This is a genomic window from Undibacterium hunanense (assembly GCF_014284335.1).
Taxonomy (GTDB): domain Bacteria; phylum Pseudomonadota; class Gammaproteobacteria; order Burkholderiales; family Burkholderiaceae_D; genus Undibacterium; species Undibacterium hunanense.
This window is the reverse complement of record NZ_JACOGF010000025.1, coordinates 1-19,760: the sequence shown is the minus strand read 5'-3', so window position 1 is coordinate 19,760 and position 19,760 is coordinate 1. Positions and strand designations below refer to the sequence as shown.

Sequence of the window (19,760 nt, the reverse complement as noted above, 5' to 3'; positions counted from 1 at the left end):
TGCTTGCGCGGCAGTCAATTGGGCAGGAAAACAGTTTGTCAGCCTGATGTTGCAATAACCTCTTAGCGCCCCTGCACTGGATAAAAATAATATGAGCAAATTCAAAACCCTGATTATCGTTGTTGCTCTGGCCGCCATTGGTGGCGCAGCCTACACTTACTTCAAACCCTCTGGCAAAGCGGGTGGCGAAGGCGCTTCTGCAAAAGCTGGCAGCGGTAATGGCACCGCTGGTGCTGCACAAAACCGTCCCGTCAGTGTTTCCAGCATCATCGCGCAAAAGCGTGACTATGATGTCCGGATTACCGCAAATGGCGTAGTAGCAGCATTGAATACAGTAGATATCCGTCCGCAAGTCAGCAGCACCATCGCCAGGGTGCATATCAAGGAAGGACAGTTTGTCAAAGCGGGCGATGTCCTGTTCACGCTGGATAGTCGTGCAGACGAAGTCAATCTGGCAAAAGCACAGGCGCAACTGGATAAAGATCTGGCAACAATGGCAGATTATCAGCGCCAGCTTGCACGCAGCAATGATTTGGTCAGTAAGAAATTCGTCGCACAAAGTGCAGCCGATACCAGCCAGACACAGGTTGATACACAACAAGCTGTGATTACGTCGGACAAGGCAGCAGTTAATGCTGCCCGTGTTGCACTCAGCTATAACCGTATTCTTGCACCTTCGGCGGGTCGCACCGGTATCATCAGCGTTTTCCCAGGTTCACTGGTACAGCCCGCAACTGCGACACCACTGGTTACTATTACCCAGATGGATCCGGTCGCGATCAGCTTTCCGCTGCCACAGCGCAATTTGCCGGATGCGCTGGAAAGCATGAGGCGTAGTGACAGTTATGTCATGGCCAATTTGCCGGACACGACCATCAAGTTCAAAGGTAAATTGCAATTCGTCGATAATGCCGTGGATGCCGCATCCGGTACCATCAAGGTCAAGGCGGTGTTTGACAACAAGGAATTGAAACTCTGGCCTGGTGCCTATGCCAATCTGGAACTGAGTGTACAGACCTTGAAAGATGTGGTCGTGGTGCCGCAGGATGCCGTCATTGTTGGCCCCCGTGGCAGTTCGGTATATATCATCGATGCCGAAGGCAAGGCAGTCATGAAACCAGTGGTGGTCACCAATAGTTTTGGTACCGATGCTGTCGTTACAGGCATAGATGCCGGTGCCAAAGTCGTCCTCGATGGCAAGCAGAACCTGCGTCCTGGTGTCAGCGTCAAGGAACGCAATGGCGATGGCAAAGAAGGCAAAGAAGGCAAGGGTAAGGGCGAAAAAGCAGATAAGGGTGACAAGGGTGATAGGGGTGATAAGGGAGGCGACCAGGCAGGCAAGAATGCCAGCAAGCCTGATGCTCCTGCCAGTGCTGCATCTGCAGCATCTACCGCATCTGCAGCGAGTGCATCATGAATCTGTCCGAGCTGTTCATACGCCGTCCGGTGATGACGGTATTGCTGAACCTGTCCATCGTCGTCGCAGGTGTTCTGGCATATCGTTATATCCCCATCGCGGCTTTACCAAGCTATAACACACCCGTCATCAGCGTCAATGCCAACTTGCCGGGAGCCAGTCCTGAGACCATGGCAACCTCGGTGGCGTTGCCGCTGGAAAAGCAGTTTGCCACCATACCCGGTTTATCGATCATCAGTTCCAGCAATACCCTGGGTTCTACTTCGCTGACGCTGGAATTTGACCAAAACCGCAATGTTGATGCCGCTGCCGTGGATGTGCAGGCTGCATTGCTGCGTGCGCAGCGTTCGTTGCCGGTGGACATGACGTCGCCACCTTCATATCGCAAGGTGAATCCTGCTGATGCACCAGTGCTGTTCATTGCCCTGACATCACCATCTTTAAGCCTGTCTGAACTGACGAGCTATGCCGAGCATCTGATTTCGCCCAGCTTGTCGACACTGGAAGGCGTAGCCCAGGTGAATATTTTTGGTATCAAACGTTATGCCGTGCGCATACGCGTCATGCCAGATGCCTTGCAGGCACGTAATCTGACGCTGGATGAATTGTCTGCATCCATTCGTACATCGAATGCGAATACACCGGTTGGCACGCTGGATGGTGACAAGCAAACACTGACTTTGCTGGCCAACAAGCAAATGCAGAGTGCTGCAGAATTTGCCAATCTGGTGGTCAGTAATAAAGGCGGACAAGTCGTGCGCCTGCGTGAGGTGGCAACAGTTGAAGACAGTTATGAGCAAGTCAAAACCAACGCCAATTTCAATGGCGAAAGTTCGATTACGCTGGCGATACAAAGACAGACTGATGCCAATACCGTCAAGGTAGTGGATTCCATCAGGGCTGCCTTGCCAGGCTTCAAGGCACAGTTGCCAGCTTCGGTCACAATGAATCTGATCAATGACAGGTCCATCTCCATTCGCGATGCCTTGCATGATGTGAACCTGACTTTGCTGCTGACCATCTTTTTGGTGGTGATTGTCATCTTCCTGTTCTTGCGTCGCATGGTCGCGACCATCATTCCCACGCTGTCCTTGCCGGTATCCCTGATTGGTGCTATTGCGCTGCTATGGGGCTTTGGTTATACGCTGGATAATGTTTCGTTGCTAGGGTTGACGCTGGCGGTTGGCCTGGTGGTGGATGATGCTATCGTCATGCTGGAAAACATCATGCGCCATGTGGAAAATGGTGAACCTCCGTTCAAGGCCGCGCTGCAAGGCTCGCGTGAAGTGGGCTTCACCATTATCTCGATTTCCACTTCGCTGGTGGCGGTGTTTATCCCCATCTTTTTCATGCCTGGCGTCATTGGGCAGCTATTCCATGAGTTTGCTGTTATCGTCAGTCTGGCGATCGTTGCTTCAGCCTTCGTTTCACTGACGCTGGTACCTATGCTGGCCAGCCGCTTTTTGAAAAGCGAACATGAGTTGAAAGAGCCACCCAAAGCAGTGGCTGCCATGTTGCATATATTCGAAAGCAGTTTCAATGCATCCCTGCGTGGCTATACCAGTGGCCTGGACATGGCATTGCGCCATCGCAAACTGGTGTTGCTGATTGCCCTGGCGACGTTTGCTGCCACCGCTTATCTGTTCAATGTCATCCCCAAGGGCTTCTTCCCGCAAGAAGATATCGGTCAGATCAATGTCTCGACCGAGGCTTCAGAAGAAACATCTTTCCCCGCCATGGTGAGCCTGCAGGACAGGGTCGCCAAGATCATACGGGATGACCCGAACGTGGCAACCGCCACCTCATTTAATGGTGGCAGTGGTTCACAAAATACCGGTCGCATGTTCGTCAATCTGAAGCCGCGTAGTGAACGTAAGCCCATGAAGGATGTGGTCGACGGTTTGCGCAAGAAACTCAATGAAGTTCCTGGGATTGCCGTTTTCCTGCGTCCAACCCAGAACTTGCAGTTGGGTGGCCGCCCCAGCAAGAGTCAGTATCAGTACATCCTGCAAAGTGTGGAAGCGGGGGCGCTGAGTGACTGGGCCATTAAGCTGCAAGAGAAATTACGTACAGACCCAGGCTTCAAGGACGTGACCACTGATTCACAACTGAAAGGCTTGCAGGCCAGTATCGATATTGACCGTGATCGTGCCAATGCGCTGGGCGTGAGCATGGACAGCATACGTTCTGCACTCTACAGCGCCTTTGGTGAACGCCAGATATCGACCATGTATACCAATGTCGACAGCTACCAGGTCATCATGGAAGTCGAGCCTGACGCCAAGAAGGATGAAAGCGCCATCAATGGGATTTTTGTACGCGGCAATACCGGTACGCTCGTGCCCTTGTCCAGTATTGCAACGGTCAAACGTACCGTAGGGCCGACCGCGATTAATCACGTCGGGCAATTGCAGGCGGTGACAGTGTCCTTCAATCTGGCACCCGGCACGGCCCTGGGTGAGGCGACTAACCGCATAGAGAAATACCGCGATGAAATCAAACTGCCTTCGTCCATTATTACCACCTATGGTGGCGATGCTGCGGTGTTCAAGGATTCACAGTCCGGTCAGATTATTCTGATCGTTGCTGCCTTGCTGGTGATCTATGTCTTGCTGGGTGTGCTGTATGAAAGTTATATCCACCCGATTACCATTCTGGCTGGCTTGCCATCCGCAGCAGTTGGTGCTTTGCTGACTCTGCAGATGTTTGGTGAAGACCTGACCCTGATTGCGACGATAGGTATCTTGTTGTTGATCGGTATCGTCAAGAAAAATGCGATCATGATGATTGACTTTGCGCTGGATGCGCAACGGCATCACAACATGACACCGACTGAGGCAATACGTGAAGCCTGTATCCAGCGTTTCCGCCCCATCATGATGACGACCCTGGCTGCGCTGGTTGGCGCCTTGCCGATTGCGTTGGGTCTGGGTGCCGGTGCTGAATTGCGCCAGCCTTTGGGCCTGGCGGTAGTGGGTGGCCTGATCTTTTCGCAGGCAATCACGCTGTTCATTACACCGGTGATTTATCTGGCACTCGACCGTTTCAGTGGCAAAGGGCCTATCGTCGGTGATAGCCTGAATTAATACCTTCACTTGTGCAATATCCGTTGGGATTTGCACGTCTGCAAGCCTGTAAGCCTTTATCCGCACTGCGTTGTGCGAGTAAAGGCTGGCATCTCAAATACGTGATTGGCACTACCAAAGAGTGAGAGTGGGTGTATGCAACACTGTGTAAGCAGCAGTGTGCAGGCATTTTCTCTCAGAGAAGCTCTCTGTTGCCTGCTGATTGGTATGAATGAGTTCTACTGACTGTCGTCGATCAGATGCTGTTTCAATTTGCCTAGTGCAGTTTCCAGTTGCAGGTAATCTGCATCCGTATAGGTATTGAAACGCAGCTTGCCGTTTTGTACAACCTTGGGGAAGACATCATCAAATGTAGCTTCGCCACAGGGCGTCAGTTTGACAAACAATTGTCGCCGGTCATCGTTGCCACGTTCACGCTGTACCAGGCCTTTTTGTTCCAGGCGATCAAGTACGCCGGTCAGTGTGCCTTTGGTGATCAGGGTTTTTTCGCCCAGTTCCTTGCAGGTCATGCCGGGGGTATTGCCTAAAGTCGCAATGATATCGAATTGAGAATGCGTAAAGCCAAGTTTGCGCACTGTCCTTGTCGAGGACTGCTCAAATAATTGCATGCATTCAGACAGTAATCGTATGCTGCGCAGGTAGCGTTCACCCATAAGAAGAATCGAAGTGTTGAAGGTTTGATCCACCTCGGCGGATCAAACCTGGGAGCAAAGTTACAGCTTTCTGGCTTGCCTGTTCAGCTTGCCAGCTTCATTAGTCAGCCTTGATAGCTTCTACCTGGATCGCCAGTTTTACTTCTGGTGCAAAACGTGGTGTGCCAAAATTCATACCGAAGTCAGTACGTTTGAATTCTGCAGTTGCGTCAGCACCGCAAGCTTCTTTCTTGAACATAGGATGCTGGATGCACTTGAACTTGTTGATGGTCAGTGTCACTGGCTTGGTCACGCCCAGCAAAGTCAGTTCACCCTGGACAGAAACAGGTGTATCGCCATCAAACTTGATGGATGTACCTTTGTAAGTCGCTGTCGGGAATTGTGCAACATTGAACAAGTCTTTGGTTTTTGCATGTTCATTCATTTTTTCATGACCGAAATCGATGGAACTGGCATCGATAGTGATATCCACTGTACCGGTTTTCGCTGCGCGATCCAGAACGATTTTGCCAGATGTTTTAGTGAACTTGCCACGCCATACGGAGATGCCCATATGGTCAGCTTCAAAACTTGGGTAAGTATGGTTTGGTTCAATATTGTAAGTCTGTGCAAAAGCAGGTGCTGCACTGATCAGCATAGCGGCGGCGATAAGTTGGGTGATTTTCATGTGTTACTCCTGGTCTGGAAAATGAATATAAAAAAATGTGACGCAATCTTTTTGGTGTTACGTCGGGGCTTACGGGGTGGTGACTACGTGAAACTTGATTTGTACTTCATCGGCAACCATGCCTGTATCTTTCCATTCGCCTTCGCCGATATTGAAAGCGAGACGTTTGATAGGAAGACTACCGTCAAACACTTGATTATTGCCTTCTTTTTTGACGCTCAGCGGAAAGCTGACATCCAGGGTTTTGCCTTTGATGCTGAGTTTGCCGACGACATCAAGCTTGCCGGCTGCGCCCGCCTTCATGGACGTGGAAACGAAGCTGGCCTTGGAAAACTGGGCTGCGTTGAACCATTCTTTTTTCAAGACTTCCTTATTGTATTCAGCATCGCCCAGATCAAAGCTGGTGACATCAATATCAACCGTTGCCTTGGATGCTTCTGGTTTGGCGGCGTCATAATCGATATTGGCAGTAAATTTCTTGAACTTGGCATCGACTGGCACATTCATTTGCTTGAAGACGATACTGACATTGCTTTTTGCATTGTCGAGTTTCATGACGGCGGCCATGGCCGGAGCGATGATGGCCAGCGCAACTGCGCTGGATAACAGAATTTTCTTCATGGTAGGTGATGGCATAGGTGTTCCTGATAAAAGTGAATTAATGACCGGGACGCATGCGATTCAAGAGCCCGTCCTTGTCGATGAAATGGTGTTTCAGTGCAGCAGCTACATGCAACAAGACCAGCGCCAGCATCACATAGTTCAAAGTTTCATGAAGCTCTTTCAGCGTCTCTTTCAGTTCTGGATTGGGACCCATCAGTACCGGCAATTGAAACAGACCCAGGTACACCACAGGGTAGCCAGAAGCCAGCGTATAAAAATAGCCGGACAGTGGCACGGCAAACATCAATACATACAGCAGGATATGGGTGGCATTGGCAGCCTGGGTTTGCAACTTGCCCATATTGGCCGGGTAGGGCGGCGCCTTGTTAAACAGACGTGTTAGCAAACGTATGGCAACTAGCGCCAGCACGGTCACACCCAGCCATTTATGATAAGAAAAATATTGCAGTTTGGTGGGGCTGAACTTCATGTCGGTCATGATGGTGCCAAGTGCAAAAGCGGCAATAATCAATAGCGCGATGAGCCAGTGCAGAACAATGCTGACATTGGAGTATTTGTACGTTGCTGGCATGAGGGCTCCTCTGATGAAAGAGATAATTAGTTCTAAGTAGAACTAATATAGCAAAAAAAAGTAAAGTCTGCTGAAGTGCAGTTTATTTTCCAGCAGCAAGCAATTACACCATAGTAGTCACAGTATGAGCTTGTTGCAAAAATAAGCAGCATTCGTCATACTTTTTTACCAACTTGTTGAGTTGTTGATTTGCTGACTCGTCGCTTCACTGCGCGCACCTCAAAATTGCCTTACAAATTGCAGCAATCTTTTTTACGGGCGATCAGGCAAGTCCATTATCATAGGGCCATGTTATTAATTTCATCATGGCTATCATGAAATCTGAAACTCTTGAAAAAAAACTGGTTGAGCCTGCAAAGTCCGTGCTGGGAAATGTCAGCAATGCCGTCAGTGAAACCACGGATTTGCTGGATCAAAGCGGGCCGCTGCAGCCCGGTACCGGGCTGGCCAGTGGTGTGCTGGCATTGACGCTGGCTTTTTTGTGCCTGCTTGGCGTATTGGCTTTTCATTTTCCGCAATACCTGACCACACCCGAACTCAGGCAAAAGTATTCACCTGATCTGATCCGTCATATCCTGTTTGCGGCCTTGCTGTTGTCCGGTGTTATCAGCCTGCTCAATGTCTTGTTCAAGCGCCGTCGTGGCTTGAATGGGGTTGCCGGCATGTTGGTGCTGGCCAGCCTGGCACTGGGTGGTTCACATGTGCCGGTGGCAGATTTTCCTGATCACACGCCTTACATCGGGTTGGACTGGTTCATCCTTGATTTGCTGGGGTCCACCATTATTTTCGTAGCGATAGAAAAAATCTTCCCGCTGTATAAGGGGCAGTTGATTTTCAGGCGTGAATGGCAAACCGATATGGTGCATTTCGCCGTCAATCATTTCATCGTTGGTCTGGCTTTGCTAACCGTCAATTTCGCCATTCACAAACTGTTTGGCTGGATGGCGCATGACAGCGTGCGCGCATTTGTGCAGTCGATTTATTTCTTCCCACAATTGCTATTGTGTATTTTGGCAGCCGATATGGTGCAGTACTGGACCCACAGGGCGTATCATGAAATTCCATTTTTATGGCGCTTCCATGCCGTACATCACTCGGCCAAGACCATGGACTGGCTGGCCGGTTCACGTCAGCATATCCTGGAGTTGATTGTTACGCGGGTTGGCGTGCTTGGTGCCTTGTATGTACTGGGCTTCGACAAGACCGTGATGGACTGGTACATCATCGTGGTGGGTTTTCAGGCAGTGTTCAATCACGCCAATGTGCACTTGCCGTGGGGCCCGGTCAAATATGTGATCGTGACGCCGGATTTCCATCACTGGCACCATTCATCGGATGACGTGGCCATCGACAAGAATTATGCAGCACATTATGCCTTCCTCGACCATTTGTTTGGCACGGCGATCAAGGGTCAAACAGGCTTTCCGGAAAAGTATGGCGTGCAGGGTGACTATATGCCTGACGGTTTCGTGAAACAACTGATGTTCCCGTTCCGTTCACAGAAGTAAGTGGTTTTGCTTAAGACCATTAACCACAGAGACACAGAGACACAGAGATGTCACAGAGAAAATCGAGAAAAAGCAATGTTGCCATACCTTACGTTTTCTTTGCTCTCTCCTGCTTTTCTCTGTGTCTCTGTGCCTCTGTGGTGAGCTTTTTGGTCTATAAGTCTTAAATCGCTTTCGCCAGTTTGGCAGCGATGCCGATGTAGTTTGCCGGTGTCATTGCCAGCAGCAAGTCCTTGGCATCGCGTGGGATCGCCAGACCTTCGACGAACTCTTGCAAGGCTTCTTTGGTGATGCCTTTGCCGCGTGTCAGTTCTTTCAATTGTTCGTAAGCGTTTTCAACCGCATAACGACGCATCACGGTTTGTACCGGTTCAGCCAATACTTCCCAGGTTGCATTGAGGTCTGCGGCCAGGCGTTCAGGATTGGTTTCCAGTTTGTTCAAACCACGCAGGCAACTGTCGTAGGCCAGCAGGGTGTAGCCAAAGGCCACACCGATATTGCGCAACACGGTGGAATCAGTCAGGTCACGCTGCCAGCGTGATACCGGCAGTTTTTCTGACAGGTGACGCAGCAGTGAATTGGCCAGGCCCAGATTGCCTTCGGAATTTTCAAAGTCGATAGGATTGACTTTGTGTGGCATGGTGGAAGAACCGATTTCACCCGCCTTGGTTTTTTGCTTGAAGTAACCAACTGATATATAACCCCAGATATCGCGATTCAGATCCAGCAGGATGGTATTGACGCGGGCGAAGGCATCAAACATCTCAGCCATGTAATCATGCGGTTCTATCTGTATGGTGTAAGGGTTGTAGACCAGGCCCAGACGTTGTTCGATAACGTTTTTGGAAAAGCTTTCCCAGTCATGATGTGGGTAGGCTGACAGGTGAGCATTGTAATTGCCGACTGCGCCATTCATCTTGCCCAGAATTTCAACCTGTTCTATGCGCTTGATGGCGCGCTGCAGGCGCGCAACGACGTTGGCCATTTCCTTGCCCAGGGTCGTCGGGCTGGCTGCCTGGCCATGGGTACGTGACAGCATGGGGACATCAGCATTCGTATGTGCCAGCTCAGTCAAGCGGGCGATCAGCTTGCGCAGCGACGGCAACATGACATCATTGCGTGCGGTTTTCAGCATCATGCCGTGCGAGGTATTGTTGATGTCTTCGGACGTGCAGGCAAAGTGAATGAATTCACTGGCAGCAACCAGTTCCGGCACATCCTTGACTTGTTCCTTCAGCCAGTATTCGACGGCTTTGACGTCGTGATTGGTGACGGCTTCGATATCCTTGATGCGTTGTGCATCGGCTTCAGAGAACTCGGCAACCAGTTTATCCAGCAACGCATTAGCTGCGGGAGAAAACGCCTTGATTTCATCGAAACCAGCCTGTGCCAGGGCCTGTAGCCAGGACACTTCGACTTTGACGCGATGGTGCATGAAGCCAGCTTCCGACAGGGTGGCGCGCAAGGCATCCACTTTGCTTGAATAGCGGCCGTCGAGCGGGGAAAGGGCAGAAAGTGAAGATAGGGACATGATGGACAAAAGTAGAAGAAAAACAGAAAGGCTTGCGCAAAAAACAACAATAATTTAATTTATGCAAACATTTGTTGTTTTGCAAAAGTTAATTTTTGTAGATTAAAAACGGGTTTTTTTGTGCCGAATATGCGATTTTACCATTTGATTGTCTTTAAACCGCATAAACACTTGCTTGTTACCGACATGCAAGTGGCCTTCTCCCCGCATGGGATTCCATGTGTGCAATGCTATAATCCGCGCTAAACCTTCTATCAGATTCCTATGAAACTAATTGGCTCCATTCCTAGTCCTTTTGTAAGAAAAGTCCGCGTCGTCATGGCGGAAAAGAAACTTGACTACACTTTCCTGCTGGAAGATGTGTGGGCGGCTGATACCACTATTCAGCAATCCAATCCCCTGGGTAAAGTGCCTTGCCTCTTGATGGAAGATGGCGGTGCCATGTTTGATTCACGCGTCATCGTTGAATACCTCGATACGCTGACACCGGTTGGCAAACTGATCCCCGCACATGGTCGTGAACGTGCCGAAGTCAAATGCTGGGAAGCCCTGGCAGATGGCATACTGGACGCGGCTGTTTTGATTCGCCTGGAAAAAAACCAGCGCCCGCCAGAGCAACAAAGCCAGGCATGGATGGACAGGCAAATGAGCAAGATCCTGTCTGGCCTGAAATCCATGTCCAGTGGTCTGGGTGATGCGCCGTTCTGTTCCGGCACCCATTTGACGCTGGCAGATATCAGCGTTGCCTGCGCACTGGGCTGGCTGAGCTTCCGCTTTCCGGAAATTGACTGGCGTGGCGACTATCCGAATCTGGCCAAATTATTCGACAAATTGTCGGAGCGTGCTTCGTTCAAGGACACCTTGCCGCAGTAAATTTGTGCATGGCATAAAAAAACATAAGACAGCAACATAAGACAGCAAAATAAATGTAGAAAGGGATGAGGCGCAAGCCTCATCCCTTTCTGTTTTTTGTTACCCGTTTAGTTGCCCGATTCCTTACCCGTTTTCATTGATTGATTCCGATAAACGGAATCAATCTCGTTACGGTTTTTGTTACCGTCCGCAGCGTGACAACAGACTTATTCTTCTTCAGACATTTGTGACTGCAGGTAATTCTGGATACCGATTTTTTCTATCAGTTCCATTTGTGTTTCCAGCCAGTCTATGTGTTCTTCAGTATCTTCCAGAATCGTCTGGAACAAGTCACGTGATACATAGTCGCCCACTGTTTCACAGACGGCGATGCCTTCCTTGACGGTTTTTTGTGCAGCGTTTTCCAGCTTCAGATCACATTGCAGCATTTCCTGAGTTTCTTCGCCTATCATCAGCTTGTGCAAGGCTTGCAGGTTCGGCAGGCCACCCAGCATCAGGATGCGGTCGATCAGTTTGTCGGCATGCTTCATTTCGCCGATGGATTCGGAATATTCCTTCTTGGCTATTTTTTCAAAGCCCCAGTGTTTGTACATGCGAGCATGCAGAAAATACTGATTAATAGCGCTCAGTTCATTGGTTAACTGAGCATTCAAGAGTTTGATGACTTTCGCATCGCCTTTCATGGCTTTCCTTCCGCATTAAATTGCTTTTGAACATACCGACATGATAGTGCATGTACTAAAAAAAAGAGACAAGAACTGCAAATTTTGCAGCTTGTCTCTGTTATTGCCGGTCATTCGTCAGAACACTGCGGACAGAAAATGGGGAGATTTTCTGGGGTAGTCTGTTCTGATATCGGCACTAGAACTCTATCCGGGGTGATTGAGGTCTAACTATTTAATGTGAAACTGATGGTGGCGGTGGCGATGACGGTCAGTGCTTTGCCATCTTCCAGATAAGGCTTGAAAATGGCGCGCAGGATGGCGGTCTTGGCGGCTTCGTCAAGACGGTTGGAACCGGACGATTTTTGGATATCCACTTTTTCGGCGACGCCTTTTTCGTTCACCAGAATACGCAGCGTGACTTTGCCTTCTTCACCCATGCGACGTGACATGGGCGGATAATCTGCCTGTGGTGGGCGCAGGTATTCAACCGCACTGATTTGTTTTGGCGCAGCCGGTGGTGCCATGGACGTGCTGGGTTCTGCTTTGGCCGCAACTGCAGCGACCGGTTGTGGTATTTGTGGCGATGGTTGTACCGTGATCTGATGCTGCTCTACCGGGATATCCACGACGGGTGTGATTTGTGGCACCAGTGGTATGGGTGGTGGCAAGGTAGTCAGTTTTTTGGTCGGGATAGGAGCCGGTGGTTGCTCTGGTTTGCTGACATGCGGCTGTATCATGGTCAGTATCACTTCTTTCGGCAGTATTTGTACCGCATGCGAAATCAGGCCATGCTCGAGTGCATAAAATAATCCCAGATGCGCCAGCACAATGCCGGTGAAAGAAACGATCCGTGATCTGGGAATGGGAGCAGGGCCGTTATGATGACTGAGTGTAAGTGTAGACATGATAAATATCAGGCAGGCTGAACGCTGGGCTGAAAATGTAATTGCTGTATGAAGTTTTGCAGGCCGGATGATTTGTTGGCATTGCTGTCCATACATTCGCGCATGACCTTGCGGGCACAGCCGGCGCATTTGCCGCAGCAGGTGCCTACATCCAGTTGCTCGCGCAATTCGGACATGGTGGTCACACCCATGGCAACCGCCTGGTGTATTTTCTTCTCAGAGACATTATTGCAAACACAAACAATCATGAAACCAGCTCCATTAATTCAAATCTCTTCGGGCACCTGCCAGTAACCAGCTCAACCTGTGCATCTTGCTTTGCTGTGGGGATTTTCTCTCCACCAGGCTGGCCCACTGTTCTGACAGTTGCTGACAGGTCGCCTTCAGCACCGGTGCCAGATCCGGTAAATTGGCCAGTACTTTCAGATGGCGCTCTATAACAGATGCCAACCGGGTCCTGGTCTGTTCTGCATCCTTTTGCGTACTGCTGACCGTGTAATGCGACATCAGATGTAAAACCGCTGAAACCAGCAATTCCGGTTGCCTGGATTTGTCCCCCAATACAGACGGGTCATCATTCAGCAGCGTTTCATCCGGCATAGTTGGCTCCATCGGTCAATAACGGCTTCAGGCAGTCAGAATCAGCTTGTTAAGTTGGGTGATACGCAGGCGATAAATCCGGCCTTCGTGATCAATTTCAACTTCACGTTTATGCTGCATCAGTTCAGCGCTCTTGAGACGGGGGATGACCTTTTGCTGTTGCACAGCAATCGTTACCGAACCCGGCTTCAATTCTTGAATAGCATCATTAGTACTCATATTTTACCTTGCAAATCTAAACGATAACAATTCTTATTTAGATTATTGAATATTCGCTCAGGTTTGGCAAGCGTTTTTTATGCAGTATTTGATGTGCAGCAGTTATCCCCGGAAAACACCAGAGTTTGTCGGACAGATTTGAGGAGGTTCAGGCAGATGTTTCCTTTTGGGAAACTTTGTGTGGTGCTTATGCGCAGATCTGGCAGCGTATGCTGCCAGATGGAATGATCAATATGAAATGCTTGTCAGGCCCGGGTCTGTTAACCCTATATAGCCTGTGGGAGGACTGTTTTTTACTATATATGACTCAGGCTACCAGGTTCGCCATGGCTTCACCCATGCAGATGGATTTTGCCGCTGCCCAGTCCGGATTGAATGCCAGTTTATTTTGCGGGAATAACATCACTACCGTGGAGCCAAGCAGGAAGCGGCCCATTTCTTCCCCCTTTTTCAGTACGATCTGCTGATCGTCATAGCGCCATTCACGCACCTCTGCACTGCGTGGCGGGTTGACCACACCATGCCAGGTGGTCGCCATGCTGCCGACAATGGTGGCACCAACCAGTGTCAGCACAAAAGGACCGAAAGAAGATTCAAATACGCAGACTACGCGTTCATTGCGGGCAAACAGACCGGGTACGCCGCGTGCCGTAGTCGGGTTGACGGAAAACAGCGCGCCTGGCACATAAATCATGCGCGTAAGGCGCCCATCGCAAGGCATATGAATGCGGTGATAGTCACGCGGGCTCAGGTAGAGTGTGGCGAAATTGCCGTCATTGAACAATGCCGCCAGGCTGGCATCGCCACCGACCAGGGCCGTGGCTGTATAGCTATGGCCCTTTGCCTGGAATATCTGACCCTGGTTAATCGGTCCAAACTGGCTGATGGCACCATCCACCGGGCTCAGCAAATCACTGTCGGCCAGCGGGCGTGCACCGGCGCGCAGGGGACGGGTGAAAAATTCATTGAAGCTGGCATAGCTGCTGATGTCCGGGTTCGCGGCTTCGCTCATGTTGACCTGGTATTTGCCAACAAACCACTGTATCAGGCGGGTAGTCAGTTTGCCTGCTTCGGCATTGGCAACTTTACCTGCAAAAATGGTCAATGCCTGTTTGGGCAGCAGATACTGGGGCAGGACGGCGAGGCGATCAGACACGTTATTCACTCTCAAAAAGTTCAAGTCAGCGATTATAACGTTGCATTTGGATAAAGCCGATTTTTCTGTGTGCATGTTTCAGCGTTGTCTTAAATATTTCCTTCGGTCAACTTTTTTGCAAATGCAGGGTGCATATGCTATCGTCAGAAGAAATATCTATAATTCTTCTCCCATGTCCGATGACAGCCAGTTAATAGTGATTGATCAGGTCAGGATAGGAATGTTCATCAAACTCGATCTGAGCTGGTTTGAACATTCGTTTCCCATGAACTCGTTCAAGATCACCAGCCAGCAACAGATCGACGAACTTCTGGGTCTGAAGCTCAGGCATGTGCGGTATCTTCCGTCCAAGTCGGACCCACTGTCGGCCACGCCTGTTGACAGAAGCATCGTCCCCACGACTGTGCCCACGGCGACGGTACCGGCCGCCTCTGCTGCACCCTCTGCACCCGCTGGCCAGGTATATGCCAGCATTATTGATGCCAAGCGTGCGCGTTTTGAGAAATTGCAAAAACAGCGGGAAGAAATTGCCCGCTGTGAAGAAAAGTTCGTCAAGGCGGCGACAGTCGTTAAAAGCATCAATAAACTGATCTTCTCGCAACCGGCGGAAACCATACAGGAAGCCAGCAAGCTGGTGGACAGCATGGCCGAAGTATTTCTTAGCGGTACAGACACTGTCATGCACCTGATACAGCAGACCGCAGGCAGTGAAGAAATGTATTTTCACACCTTGAACGTGTCAGTGCTGGCCATGATGCTGGCGCATGAAATGAAATGTTCGCCAGCACAAATCAAGACCGTGGGCATTGCTTCCCTGTTCCATGACCTGGGCAAGGTGAATGTGCCTGAACATATCCTGAATAAAACCGGGCCTCTGACCAAGCCTGAACAGAATTTCTTTGAACTGCATACCCAGTATGGAGTAGAGGTGGGGCAGAAGGCCGGCCTGCCCGCAACGGTGCTGGATGTTATTGCCCAGCATCATGAATTCATGGATGGCAGTGGTTATCCGCATCATTTAAAGGGCGAAGCCATACGCATGCCCAGTCGTATCGTGACAATCGCCAATGTGTATGATAATTTATGCAATCATAATGATCATAGTTTGTCTTTGACACCGCATGAAGCACTGTCAACCATGTATGCTCACCGCCGGACACAGTTTGATCAGGTGGTGATGGCGACGCTGGTCAAGAGCCTGGGCGTCTATCCACCCGGCACGCTGGTGCGGCTGTCAAATGAAGCCATCGGTCTGGTGATGAATGTGAATGTGGGCAAGCCTTTGCGCCCGCGTGTGCTGATGTATGATGCAGAGATACCCAAGGAAGACGCCATCATTCTGGACCTGGCAGAAGAAAGCAAAGAACTGTCCATCAGTGCCAGTATCCGGCCCGGACTGTTGCCAAGAGCTATTTACGAATACCTGAATCCACGCAAGCGGGTGAATTATTATTTTGATTCGCAATCGAAAAAGACCCAGAGCAATCCCCTGCCTGGCGCACGTTAACCGGAAACCGTCTACACCAGTATGTCACAGCCCTCATCGACGTTGAGCAATGGTTTGCTGCGGCATATGATAGACCACAGCCGTGACGCCATACTTGTCGTCGACAAACAGCAGATGACGGTGGTGGATGCCAACCAGTCTGCCTGTCAGATGCTGTCGTATGCGCACACGGATTTGCTGGGGCAGGCCCTGTCTTATATCGAATGTTCCTTGCAGGATGTATTTTTCTGGGAGGGATTGCATGGTGATGCGATGGAGACACAAAGCATCGTGGCCGAGAGTGAATGGCTGACAAGTAGCGGCATCTCCTTCCCGGTAGAAAAAAGCGTCTCGGTTTTCAGTGAACAGGGACAGGATTATTACGTCATCCATGCCGAAGACATTACCCACAGGCGCCAGGTCGCCGAAGGGCAGGTGCACCTGGTGGCGCAACTGCAAAGTTCGCTGGATGCCACTGCTGAAGGTATCCTGTCAGTCGATCTGCAGGGCAATATCATCAACCTCAATCAACGCTTTTCTGCCATGTGGCATTTGCCGGATGACTTGCTGGCCAGCCGTGACGAAACCCGGATATTTGCGCATCTGAAAGCGGCCTTGCAGGATGCCGACAGCTTCTTCCTCAATTTACAAACTGTCAGGGATGATCCCAACCTGGAAACTGAAGATTTAATGACCCTGAAAGACGGTCGTTTTTTTGTCTGCGTTTCCAAGCCCGAATTCTTGCGTGATCGCCGCGTTGGGCGGGTATACAGCCTGCGCGACATTACCCAGATGAAGGAAGCCGAGCGCAGCCTGGTCGCAGCACGCGATGCTGCACAGCAGGCCAGTAAAGAGAAATCTCGCATGGTGGAAGCCTTGCTGATCAGCGAATCACGCCTGCGTCGGCTGGTCAATTCCAGCCTCATTGGTATCATGCAGGGCAACCTGAATGGCAGGCTGACAGAAGCCAATGATGTCTTGTTGCAACTGGTTGGCGTGACGCGTTCAGAATTTATCGATTCTGGCATGAACTGGCTGGACAAAGCTTCGCAAGACAGCCATGCCAGCCATGACAAGGCATTGCAGGAAGTGCGCCTGCATGGCCAGGCGAAACCATATGAAGGCGAAGTGCTACGCAAGGATGGTGCACGCATTCCCGTCATGGTCGGACTGGCGCAGCTTGAAGGTTCGTTTGAAGAATGGGTCGGTTTTGTGCTGGACCTGACTGAACAGCGCAAGGCTGACCGCATCAAATCCGAATTCATTTCCGTCGTCAGCCATGAACTGCGCACGCCTCTGACATCAATACGCGGTGCCCTGGGTTTGCTGGAAAACGGCGTTGCAGGTGATTTGTCTCCCAAAGTCATGCAACTGATTAAAGTTGCACACAAGAATTGCCAGCGTCTCGGGGTCCTGGTGAATGACATCCTGGACATGGAAAAACTGGCATCCGGCAAGATGGTCATCAATATTGAACGGTTTGACCTGGTCGCCGCTACCCGGCAGGCCATTGAAGCCAATGCCGCCTATGCCCAGACCTTGCAGGTGCGTTATCGCATCATGGCTCACCCCGAACAGGCATGGGCCATGGGCGACAGCGTGCGAGTGATGCAGGTGTTTGCCAACCTGCTGTCGAATGCGGCCAAATTTTCACCCACAGGCGATGAAGTCGAAATTCATATCTCTGAAACATCCGGGAGTTATAAAGTCGAAGTCCACGACAAAGGGCCAGGCATCCCGCCCGCATTCCGGGAACAGATATTCAAGAAATTTGCACAGGCAGATGGCACCAATACCAGGCAGCAAGGTGGTACCGGGCTGGGCTTGAATATTACTAAGACCTTTGTCGAAAAAATGGGTGGCGAAATCGGTTTTGAGACAGAAGCCGGCAAAGGAACCGTGTTCTGGTTCACCCTGCTGGCTGGCGTCAAACGGCGTGATGACAGAGTGGGTTGAGCTTGCCGCCAATGGACGCATAGCGATATCAGATATCTTTTAACTAAATGAATGGTAGTTAAAATCTATTGGATATTTAAAATTCATAGTGATATGCTTTGTTCCGTTGTGGATACATCATTCACCTTTATGTCAAATCAGGAGAAATTAATGAAAACCGTAGGTCAAAAACTCGACGCATTCAAAGTCCCAGCAGCTAAGCCAGGCTTCAATCATCACGAAGAAAATGGCGTGTCCGCATTTGAGGACATCACTGAAGCTTCGTTCCCAGGCAAATGGAAAATCATTTATTTCTACCCAAAAGACTTTACATTCGTTTGCCCAACAGAAATCGTTGAATTTGCTAAACTGACAAGCGACTTCGCTGACCGTGATGCTGTTTTGCTGGGCGGTTCTACCGATAACGAATTCTGCAAACTGGCATGGCGCCGTGAACACAAAGACCTGGACAAACTGAACCACTATGCGTTCGGCGATTCAACTGGTTCTTTGGTAGACATGCTGGGTGTACGTGATGTCAACGCCGGTGTTGCACTGCGCGCGACTTTCATCGTTGATCCTGACAATGTCATCCAGCACGTTTCTGTCAACAACCTCAACGTTGGCCGTAACCCGACAGAAATCCTGCGTATTCTGGATGGTCTGCAAACAGATGAACTGTGCCCATGCAACCGTACAGTAGGCGGCTCAACTCTGTAAGAACCTGTTCTAAGTCAGGGTAATGCTGTAGATGTAAAATAAACCCGCTCCGGCGGGTTTTAAAACCACTTTTTGATAGGTAAATACTATGGAATTCTTGAATTTAATTAAAAGTCGCATCCCTGATTACGCCAAGGATATCCGTCTGAACATCGATGGCACAATTGCCCGTTCCAGTCTGGAAGGCAATGATGCGGTAGGCGTGGCACTGGCAGCCGCCTTTGCTGCAAAAAGCACCGTGATCATTGAAGCCATCAAATCCAGTGGCGCCATCACACCAGAAGAAATCAATGCAGCGCTGACCGCAGCGGCTTTGATGGGAATGAATAATGTCTGGTATCCGTATGTGGAAATGGCTGATGATGCCGACCTGAAAACCCAGGCTGCCCAGTTGCGCATGAATGCCTATGCGACCAACGGCGGTGTCGACAAACGTCGCTTCGAGATGTATGCCTTGTCAGCTTCCATCATCGGTAAATGCCATTTCTGTGTGAAATCACATTTTGAATTGTTGAAGAAGGAAGGCATGTCGGCGACGCAGTTGCGGGATGTGGGGCGGATTGCAGCGGTCGTCAATGCCGCAGCGCAGGTTATCTCTGCTGAGACTGTCTAACTACATTCTGCCAGCTTGCCAGCTTGCCAGTTGTGCTGTGCCCTGTCTGTTGTGCGCAGTTTGGGACATGGAGGCTCTGCAGATTGAAATTCCCTCTCCTTCAAGGAGAGGCTTAGGGTGAGGATGGGGTGCTGTCGATAAACAGTGATCTTATTTTCGTCATGCCTGCGAAGGCAGAAATCCATCGGTCTGATGCTGCACCGGGCTGGCGTTCCACCGGGCTGGCGCTCCAGCGGTGTTCGTTGCGTGCTTGTGTTGTATACAAAGGGATTGCCTTTCGTAGAGCCAGCAAGGTGTCCGTCGATCTACAGCACTCATAATATCGTCGCTCCAGCGAAGGCTGGAGCCCAGTGGCGTTCGTTGTATACCTTCGTCGTTAATTAAGACTATTGCCCTTCGTGGACACAAGCCGGGTCTCGGCCCGGCGGCCGAATTCCTTTCTTTGCTTCGCCGTAACTATTCAGCACCCAAGTAAGGCTGAGGCACGTTGCCAGAGAATGAGAGTACAAGGGAGTTGAACAAAGGCAGTTC

General features: G+C 50.4%; 20 protein-coding genes. 8 read left to right on the top strand and 12 right to left on the bottom strand.

Annotated features, from left to right (window positions below; all coding sequences use genetic code 11):
- The first annotated feature begins 91 nt into the window (after window positions 1-91).
- Together H8L32_RS26775 and H8L32_RS26770 are read left to right on the top strand one after the other, a co-directional pair.
- A complete protein-coding gene (locus tag H8L32_RS26775; RefSeq protein WP_186950928.1) occupies window positions 92-1,417 on the top strand; it encodes an efflux RND transporter periplasmic adaptor subunit in 1,326 nt (441 codons plus the stop codon).
- Entirely contained in the window at window positions 1,414-4,503 is a 3,090-nt protein-coding gene (locus tag H8L32_RS26770) for an efflux RND transporter permease subunit (RefSeq protein WP_186950927.1), read from the top strand. The genes H8L32_RS26775 and H8L32_RS26770 overlap by 4 nt, the downstream gene beginning before the upstream one ends.
- A 218-nt stretch (window positions 4,504-4,721) precedes the next feature.
- On the opposite strand, the gene H8L32_RS26765 is transcribed toward H8L32_RS26770, so the two are convergent.
- The 4 genes from H8L32_RS26765 to H8L32_RS26750 form a co-directional block, all read right to left on the bottom strand.
- Complete coding sequence (locus tag H8L32_RS26765) at window positions 4,722-5,156, bottom strand: MarR family winged helix-turn-helix transcriptional regulator (RefSeq protein ID WP_186950926.1); 435 nt, start codon at window positions 5,154-5,156, stop codon at window positions 4,722-4,724.
- 100 nt (window positions 5,157-5,256) lie between these two features.
- A complete protein-coding gene (locus H8L32_RS26760; RefSeq protein WP_186950925.1) occupies window positions 5,257-5,823 on the bottom strand; it encodes a YceI family protein in 567 nt (188 codons plus the stop codon).
- Window positions 5,824-5,892: 69 nt separating this feature from the next.
- Entirely contained in the window at window positions 5,893-6,444 is a 552-nt protein-coding gene (locus tag H8L32_RS26755) for a YceI family protein (RefSeq protein ID WP_186950938.1), read from the bottom strand.
- A 37-nt stretch (window positions 6,445-6,481) separates the two neighbouring features.
- The gene (locus H8L32_RS26750; protein ID WP_186950924.1) at window positions 6,482-7,018 is read right to left on the bottom strand and encodes a cytochrome b; all 537 of its coding nucleotides are present in this window, start codon (window positions 7,016-7,018) and stop codon (window positions 6,482-6,484) included.
- Between the two features lie 314 nt (window positions 7,019-7,332).
- Between H8L32_RS26750 and H8L32_RS26745 the strand changes: the two genes are divergently transcribed.
- Window positions 7,333-8,526, top strand: coding sequence for a sterol desaturase family protein (locus tag H8L32_RS26745; protein WP_186950923.1), 1,194 nt, complete (start codon window positions 7,333-7,335; stop codon window positions 8,524-8,526).
- Window positions 8,527-8,689: 163 nt separating this feature from the next.
- On the opposite strand, the gene purB is transcribed toward H8L32_RS26745, so the two are convergent.
- Window positions 8,690-10,057, bottom strand: coding sequence for an adenylosuccinate lyase (purB, locus tag H8L32_RS26740; RefSeq protein WP_186950922.1), 1,368 nt, complete (start codon window positions 10,055-10,057; stop codon window positions 8,690-8,692).
- 264 nt (window positions 10,058-10,321) lie between these two features.
- Between purB and H8L32_RS26735 the strand changes: the two genes are divergently transcribed.
- On the top strand, window positions 10,322-10,930 hold the full coding sequence (locus H8L32_RS26735) for a glutathione S-transferase C-terminal domain-containing protein (RefSeq protein ID WP_186950921.1): 609 nt from the start codon (window positions 10,322-10,324) through the stop codon (window positions 10,928-10,930).
- A gap of 206 nt (window positions 10,931-11,136) precedes the next feature.
- Here H8L32_RS26735 and bfr read toward each other — a convergent pair whose 3' ends face one another.
- The 6 genes from bfr to asd all read right to left on the bottom strand — a co-directional run bounded on the left by bfr (window position 11,137) and on the right by asd (window position 14,475).
- The gene (bfr, locus tag H8L32_RS26730) at window positions 11,137-11,613 is read right to left on the bottom strand and encodes a bacterioferritin (protein ID WP_186950920.1); all 477 of its coding nucleotides are present in this window, start codon (window positions 11,611-11,613) and stop codon (window positions 11,137-11,139) included.
- Between the two features lie 206 nt (window positions 11,614-11,819).
- Window positions 11,820-12,500, bottom strand: a complete 681-nt coding sequence (locus H8L32_RS26725; protein WP_186950919.1) for an energy transducer TonB — start codon at window positions 12,498-12,500, stop codon at window positions 11,820-11,822.
- 8 nt (window positions 12,501-12,508) lie between these two features.
- On the bottom strand, window positions 12,509-12,748 hold the full coding sequence (locus H8L32_RS26720; protein ID WP_186950918.1) for a (2Fe-2S)-binding protein: 240 nt from the start codon (window positions 12,746-12,748) through the stop codon (window positions 12,509-12,511).
- Between the two features lie 13 nt (window positions 12,749-12,761).
- A complete protein-coding gene (locus tag H8L32_RS26715; protein ID WP_186950917.1) occupies window positions 12,762-13,100 on the bottom strand; it encodes a hypothetical protein in 339 nt (112 codons plus the stop codon).
- 27 nt (window positions 13,101-13,127) lie between these two features.
- Window positions 13,128-13,319: a hemin uptake protein HemP gene (gene hemP, locus H8L32_RS26710; protein ID WP_186950916.1), complete on the bottom strand. Its 192-nt coding sequence runs from the start codon at window positions 13,317-13,319 to the stop codon at window positions 13,128-13,130.
- A 307-nt stretch (window positions 13,320-13,626) separates the two neighbouring features.
- The gene (asd, locus tag H8L32_RS26705) at window positions 13,627-14,475 is read right to left on the bottom strand and encodes an archaetidylserine decarboxylase (protein ID WP_186950915.1); all 849 of its coding nucleotides are present in this window, start codon (window positions 14,473-14,475) and stop codon (window positions 13,627-13,629) included.
- Window positions 14,476-14,647: 172 nt separating this feature from the next.
- Between asd and H8L32_RS26700 the strand changes: the two genes are divergently transcribed.
- From H8L32_RS26700 to H8L32_RS26685, 4 genes are all read left to right on the top strand, one after another.
- Window positions 14,648-15,982, top strand: a complete 1,335-nt coding sequence (locus H8L32_RS26700) for an HD-GYP domain-containing protein (RefSeq protein ID WP_186950914.1) — start codon at window positions 14,648-14,650, stop codon at window positions 15,980-15,982.
- A 21-nt stretch (window positions 15,983-16,003) separates the two neighbouring features.
- Complete coding sequence (locus H8L32_RS26695) at window positions 16,004-17,917, top strand: PAS domain-containing sensor histidine kinase (protein ID WP_186950913.1); 1,914 nt, start codon at window positions 16,004-16,006, stop codon at window positions 17,915-17,917.
- Window positions 17,918-18,067: 150 nt separating this feature from the next.
- Window positions 18,068-18,616, top strand: a complete 549-nt coding sequence (locus H8L32_RS26690; RefSeq protein WP_186950912.1) for a peroxiredoxin — start codon at window positions 18,068-18,070, stop codon at window positions 18,614-18,616.
- A gap of 88 nt (window positions 18,617-18,704) precedes the next feature.
- Complete coding sequence (locus H8L32_RS26685; protein ID WP_186950911.1) at window positions 18,705-19,229, top strand: carboxymuconolactone decarboxylase family protein; 525 nt, start codon at window positions 18,705-18,707, stop codon at window positions 19,227-19,229.
- 112 nt (window positions 19,230-19,341) lie between these two features.
- On the opposite strand, the gene H8L32_RS26680 is transcribed toward H8L32_RS26685, so the two are convergent.
- Window positions 19,342-19,494, bottom strand: coding sequence for a hypothetical protein (locus H8L32_RS26680; RefSeq protein WP_186950910.1), 153 nt, complete (start codon window positions 19,492-19,494; stop codon window positions 19,342-19,344).
- Window positions 19,495-19,760 lie beyond the last annotated feature (266 nt).

Excerpts from the sequence above, each read along its gene's own strand:
- H8L32_RS26775 (WP_186950928.1), top strand. The coding sequence starts at position 92 with ATGAGCAAATTCAAAACCCTGATTATCGTTGTTGCTCTGGCCGCCATT.
- H8L32_RS26770 (WP_186950927.1), top strand. The coding sequence starts at position 1,414 with ATGAATCTGTCCGAGCTGTTCATACGCCGTCCGGTGATGACGGTATTG.
- H8L32_RS26765 (WP_186950926.1), bottom strand. The coding sequence starts at position 5,156 with ATGGGTGAACGCTACCTGCGCAGCATACGATTACTGTCTGAATGCATG.
- H8L32_RS26760 (WP_186950925.1), bottom strand. The coding sequence starts at position 5,823 with ATGAAAATCACCCAACTTATCGCCGCCGCTATGCTGATCAGTGCAGCA.
- H8L32_RS26755 (WP_186950938.1), bottom strand. The coding sequence starts at position 6,444 with ATGAAGAAAATTCTGTTATCCAGCGCAGTTGCGCTGGCCATCATCGCT.
- H8L32_RS26750 (WP_186950924.1), bottom strand. The coding sequence starts at position 7,018 with ATGCCAGCAACGTACAAATACTCCAATGTCAGCATTGTTCTGCACTGG.
- H8L32_RS26745 (WP_186950923.1), top strand. The coding sequence starts at position 7,333 with ATGAAATCTGAAACTCTTGAAAAAAAACTGGTTGAGCCTGCAAAGTCC.
- purB (WP_186950922.1), bottom strand. The coding sequence starts at position 10,057 with ATGTCCCTATCTTCACTTTCTGCCCTTTCCCCGCTCGACGGCCGCTAT.
- H8L32_RS26735 (WP_186950921.1), top strand. The coding sequence starts at position 10,322 with ATGAAACTAATTGGCTCCATTCCTAGTCCTTTTGTAAGAAAAGTCCGC.
- bfr (WP_186950920.1), bottom strand. The coding sequence starts at position 11,613 with ATGAAAGGCGATGCGAAAGTCATCAAACTCTTGAATGCTCAGTTAACC.
- H8L32_RS26725 (WP_186950919.1), bottom strand. The coding sequence starts at position 12,500 with ATGTCTACACTTACACTCAGTCATCATAACGGCCCTGCTCCCATTCCC.
- H8L32_RS26720 (WP_186950918.1), bottom strand. The coding sequence starts at position 12,748 with ATGATTGTTTGTGTTTGCAATAATGTCTCTGAGAAGAAAATACACCAG.
- H8L32_RS26715 (WP_186950917.1), bottom strand. The coding sequence starts at position 13,100 with ATGCCGGATGAAACGCTGCTGAATGATGACCCGTCTGTATTGGGGGAC.
- hemP (WP_186950916.1), bottom strand. The coding sequence starts at position 13,319 with ATGAGTACTAATGATGCTATTCAAGAATTGAAGCCGGGTTCGGTAACG.
- H8L32_RS26700 (WP_186950914.1), top strand. The coding sequence starts at position 14,648 with ATGTCCGATGACAGCCAGTTAATAGTGATTGATCAGGTCAGGATAGGA.
- H8L32_RS26695 (WP_186950913.1), top strand. The coding sequence starts at position 16,004 with ATGTCACAGCCCTCATCGACGTTGAGCAATGGTTTGCTGCGGCATATG.
- H8L32_RS26690 (WP_186950912.1), top strand. The coding sequence starts at position 18,068 with ATGAAAACCGTAGGTCAAAAACTCGACGCATTCAAAGTCCCAGCAGCT.
- H8L32_RS26685 (WP_186950911.1), top strand. The coding sequence starts at position 18,705 with ATGGAATTCTTGAATTTAATTAAAAGTCGCATCCCTGATTACGCCAAG.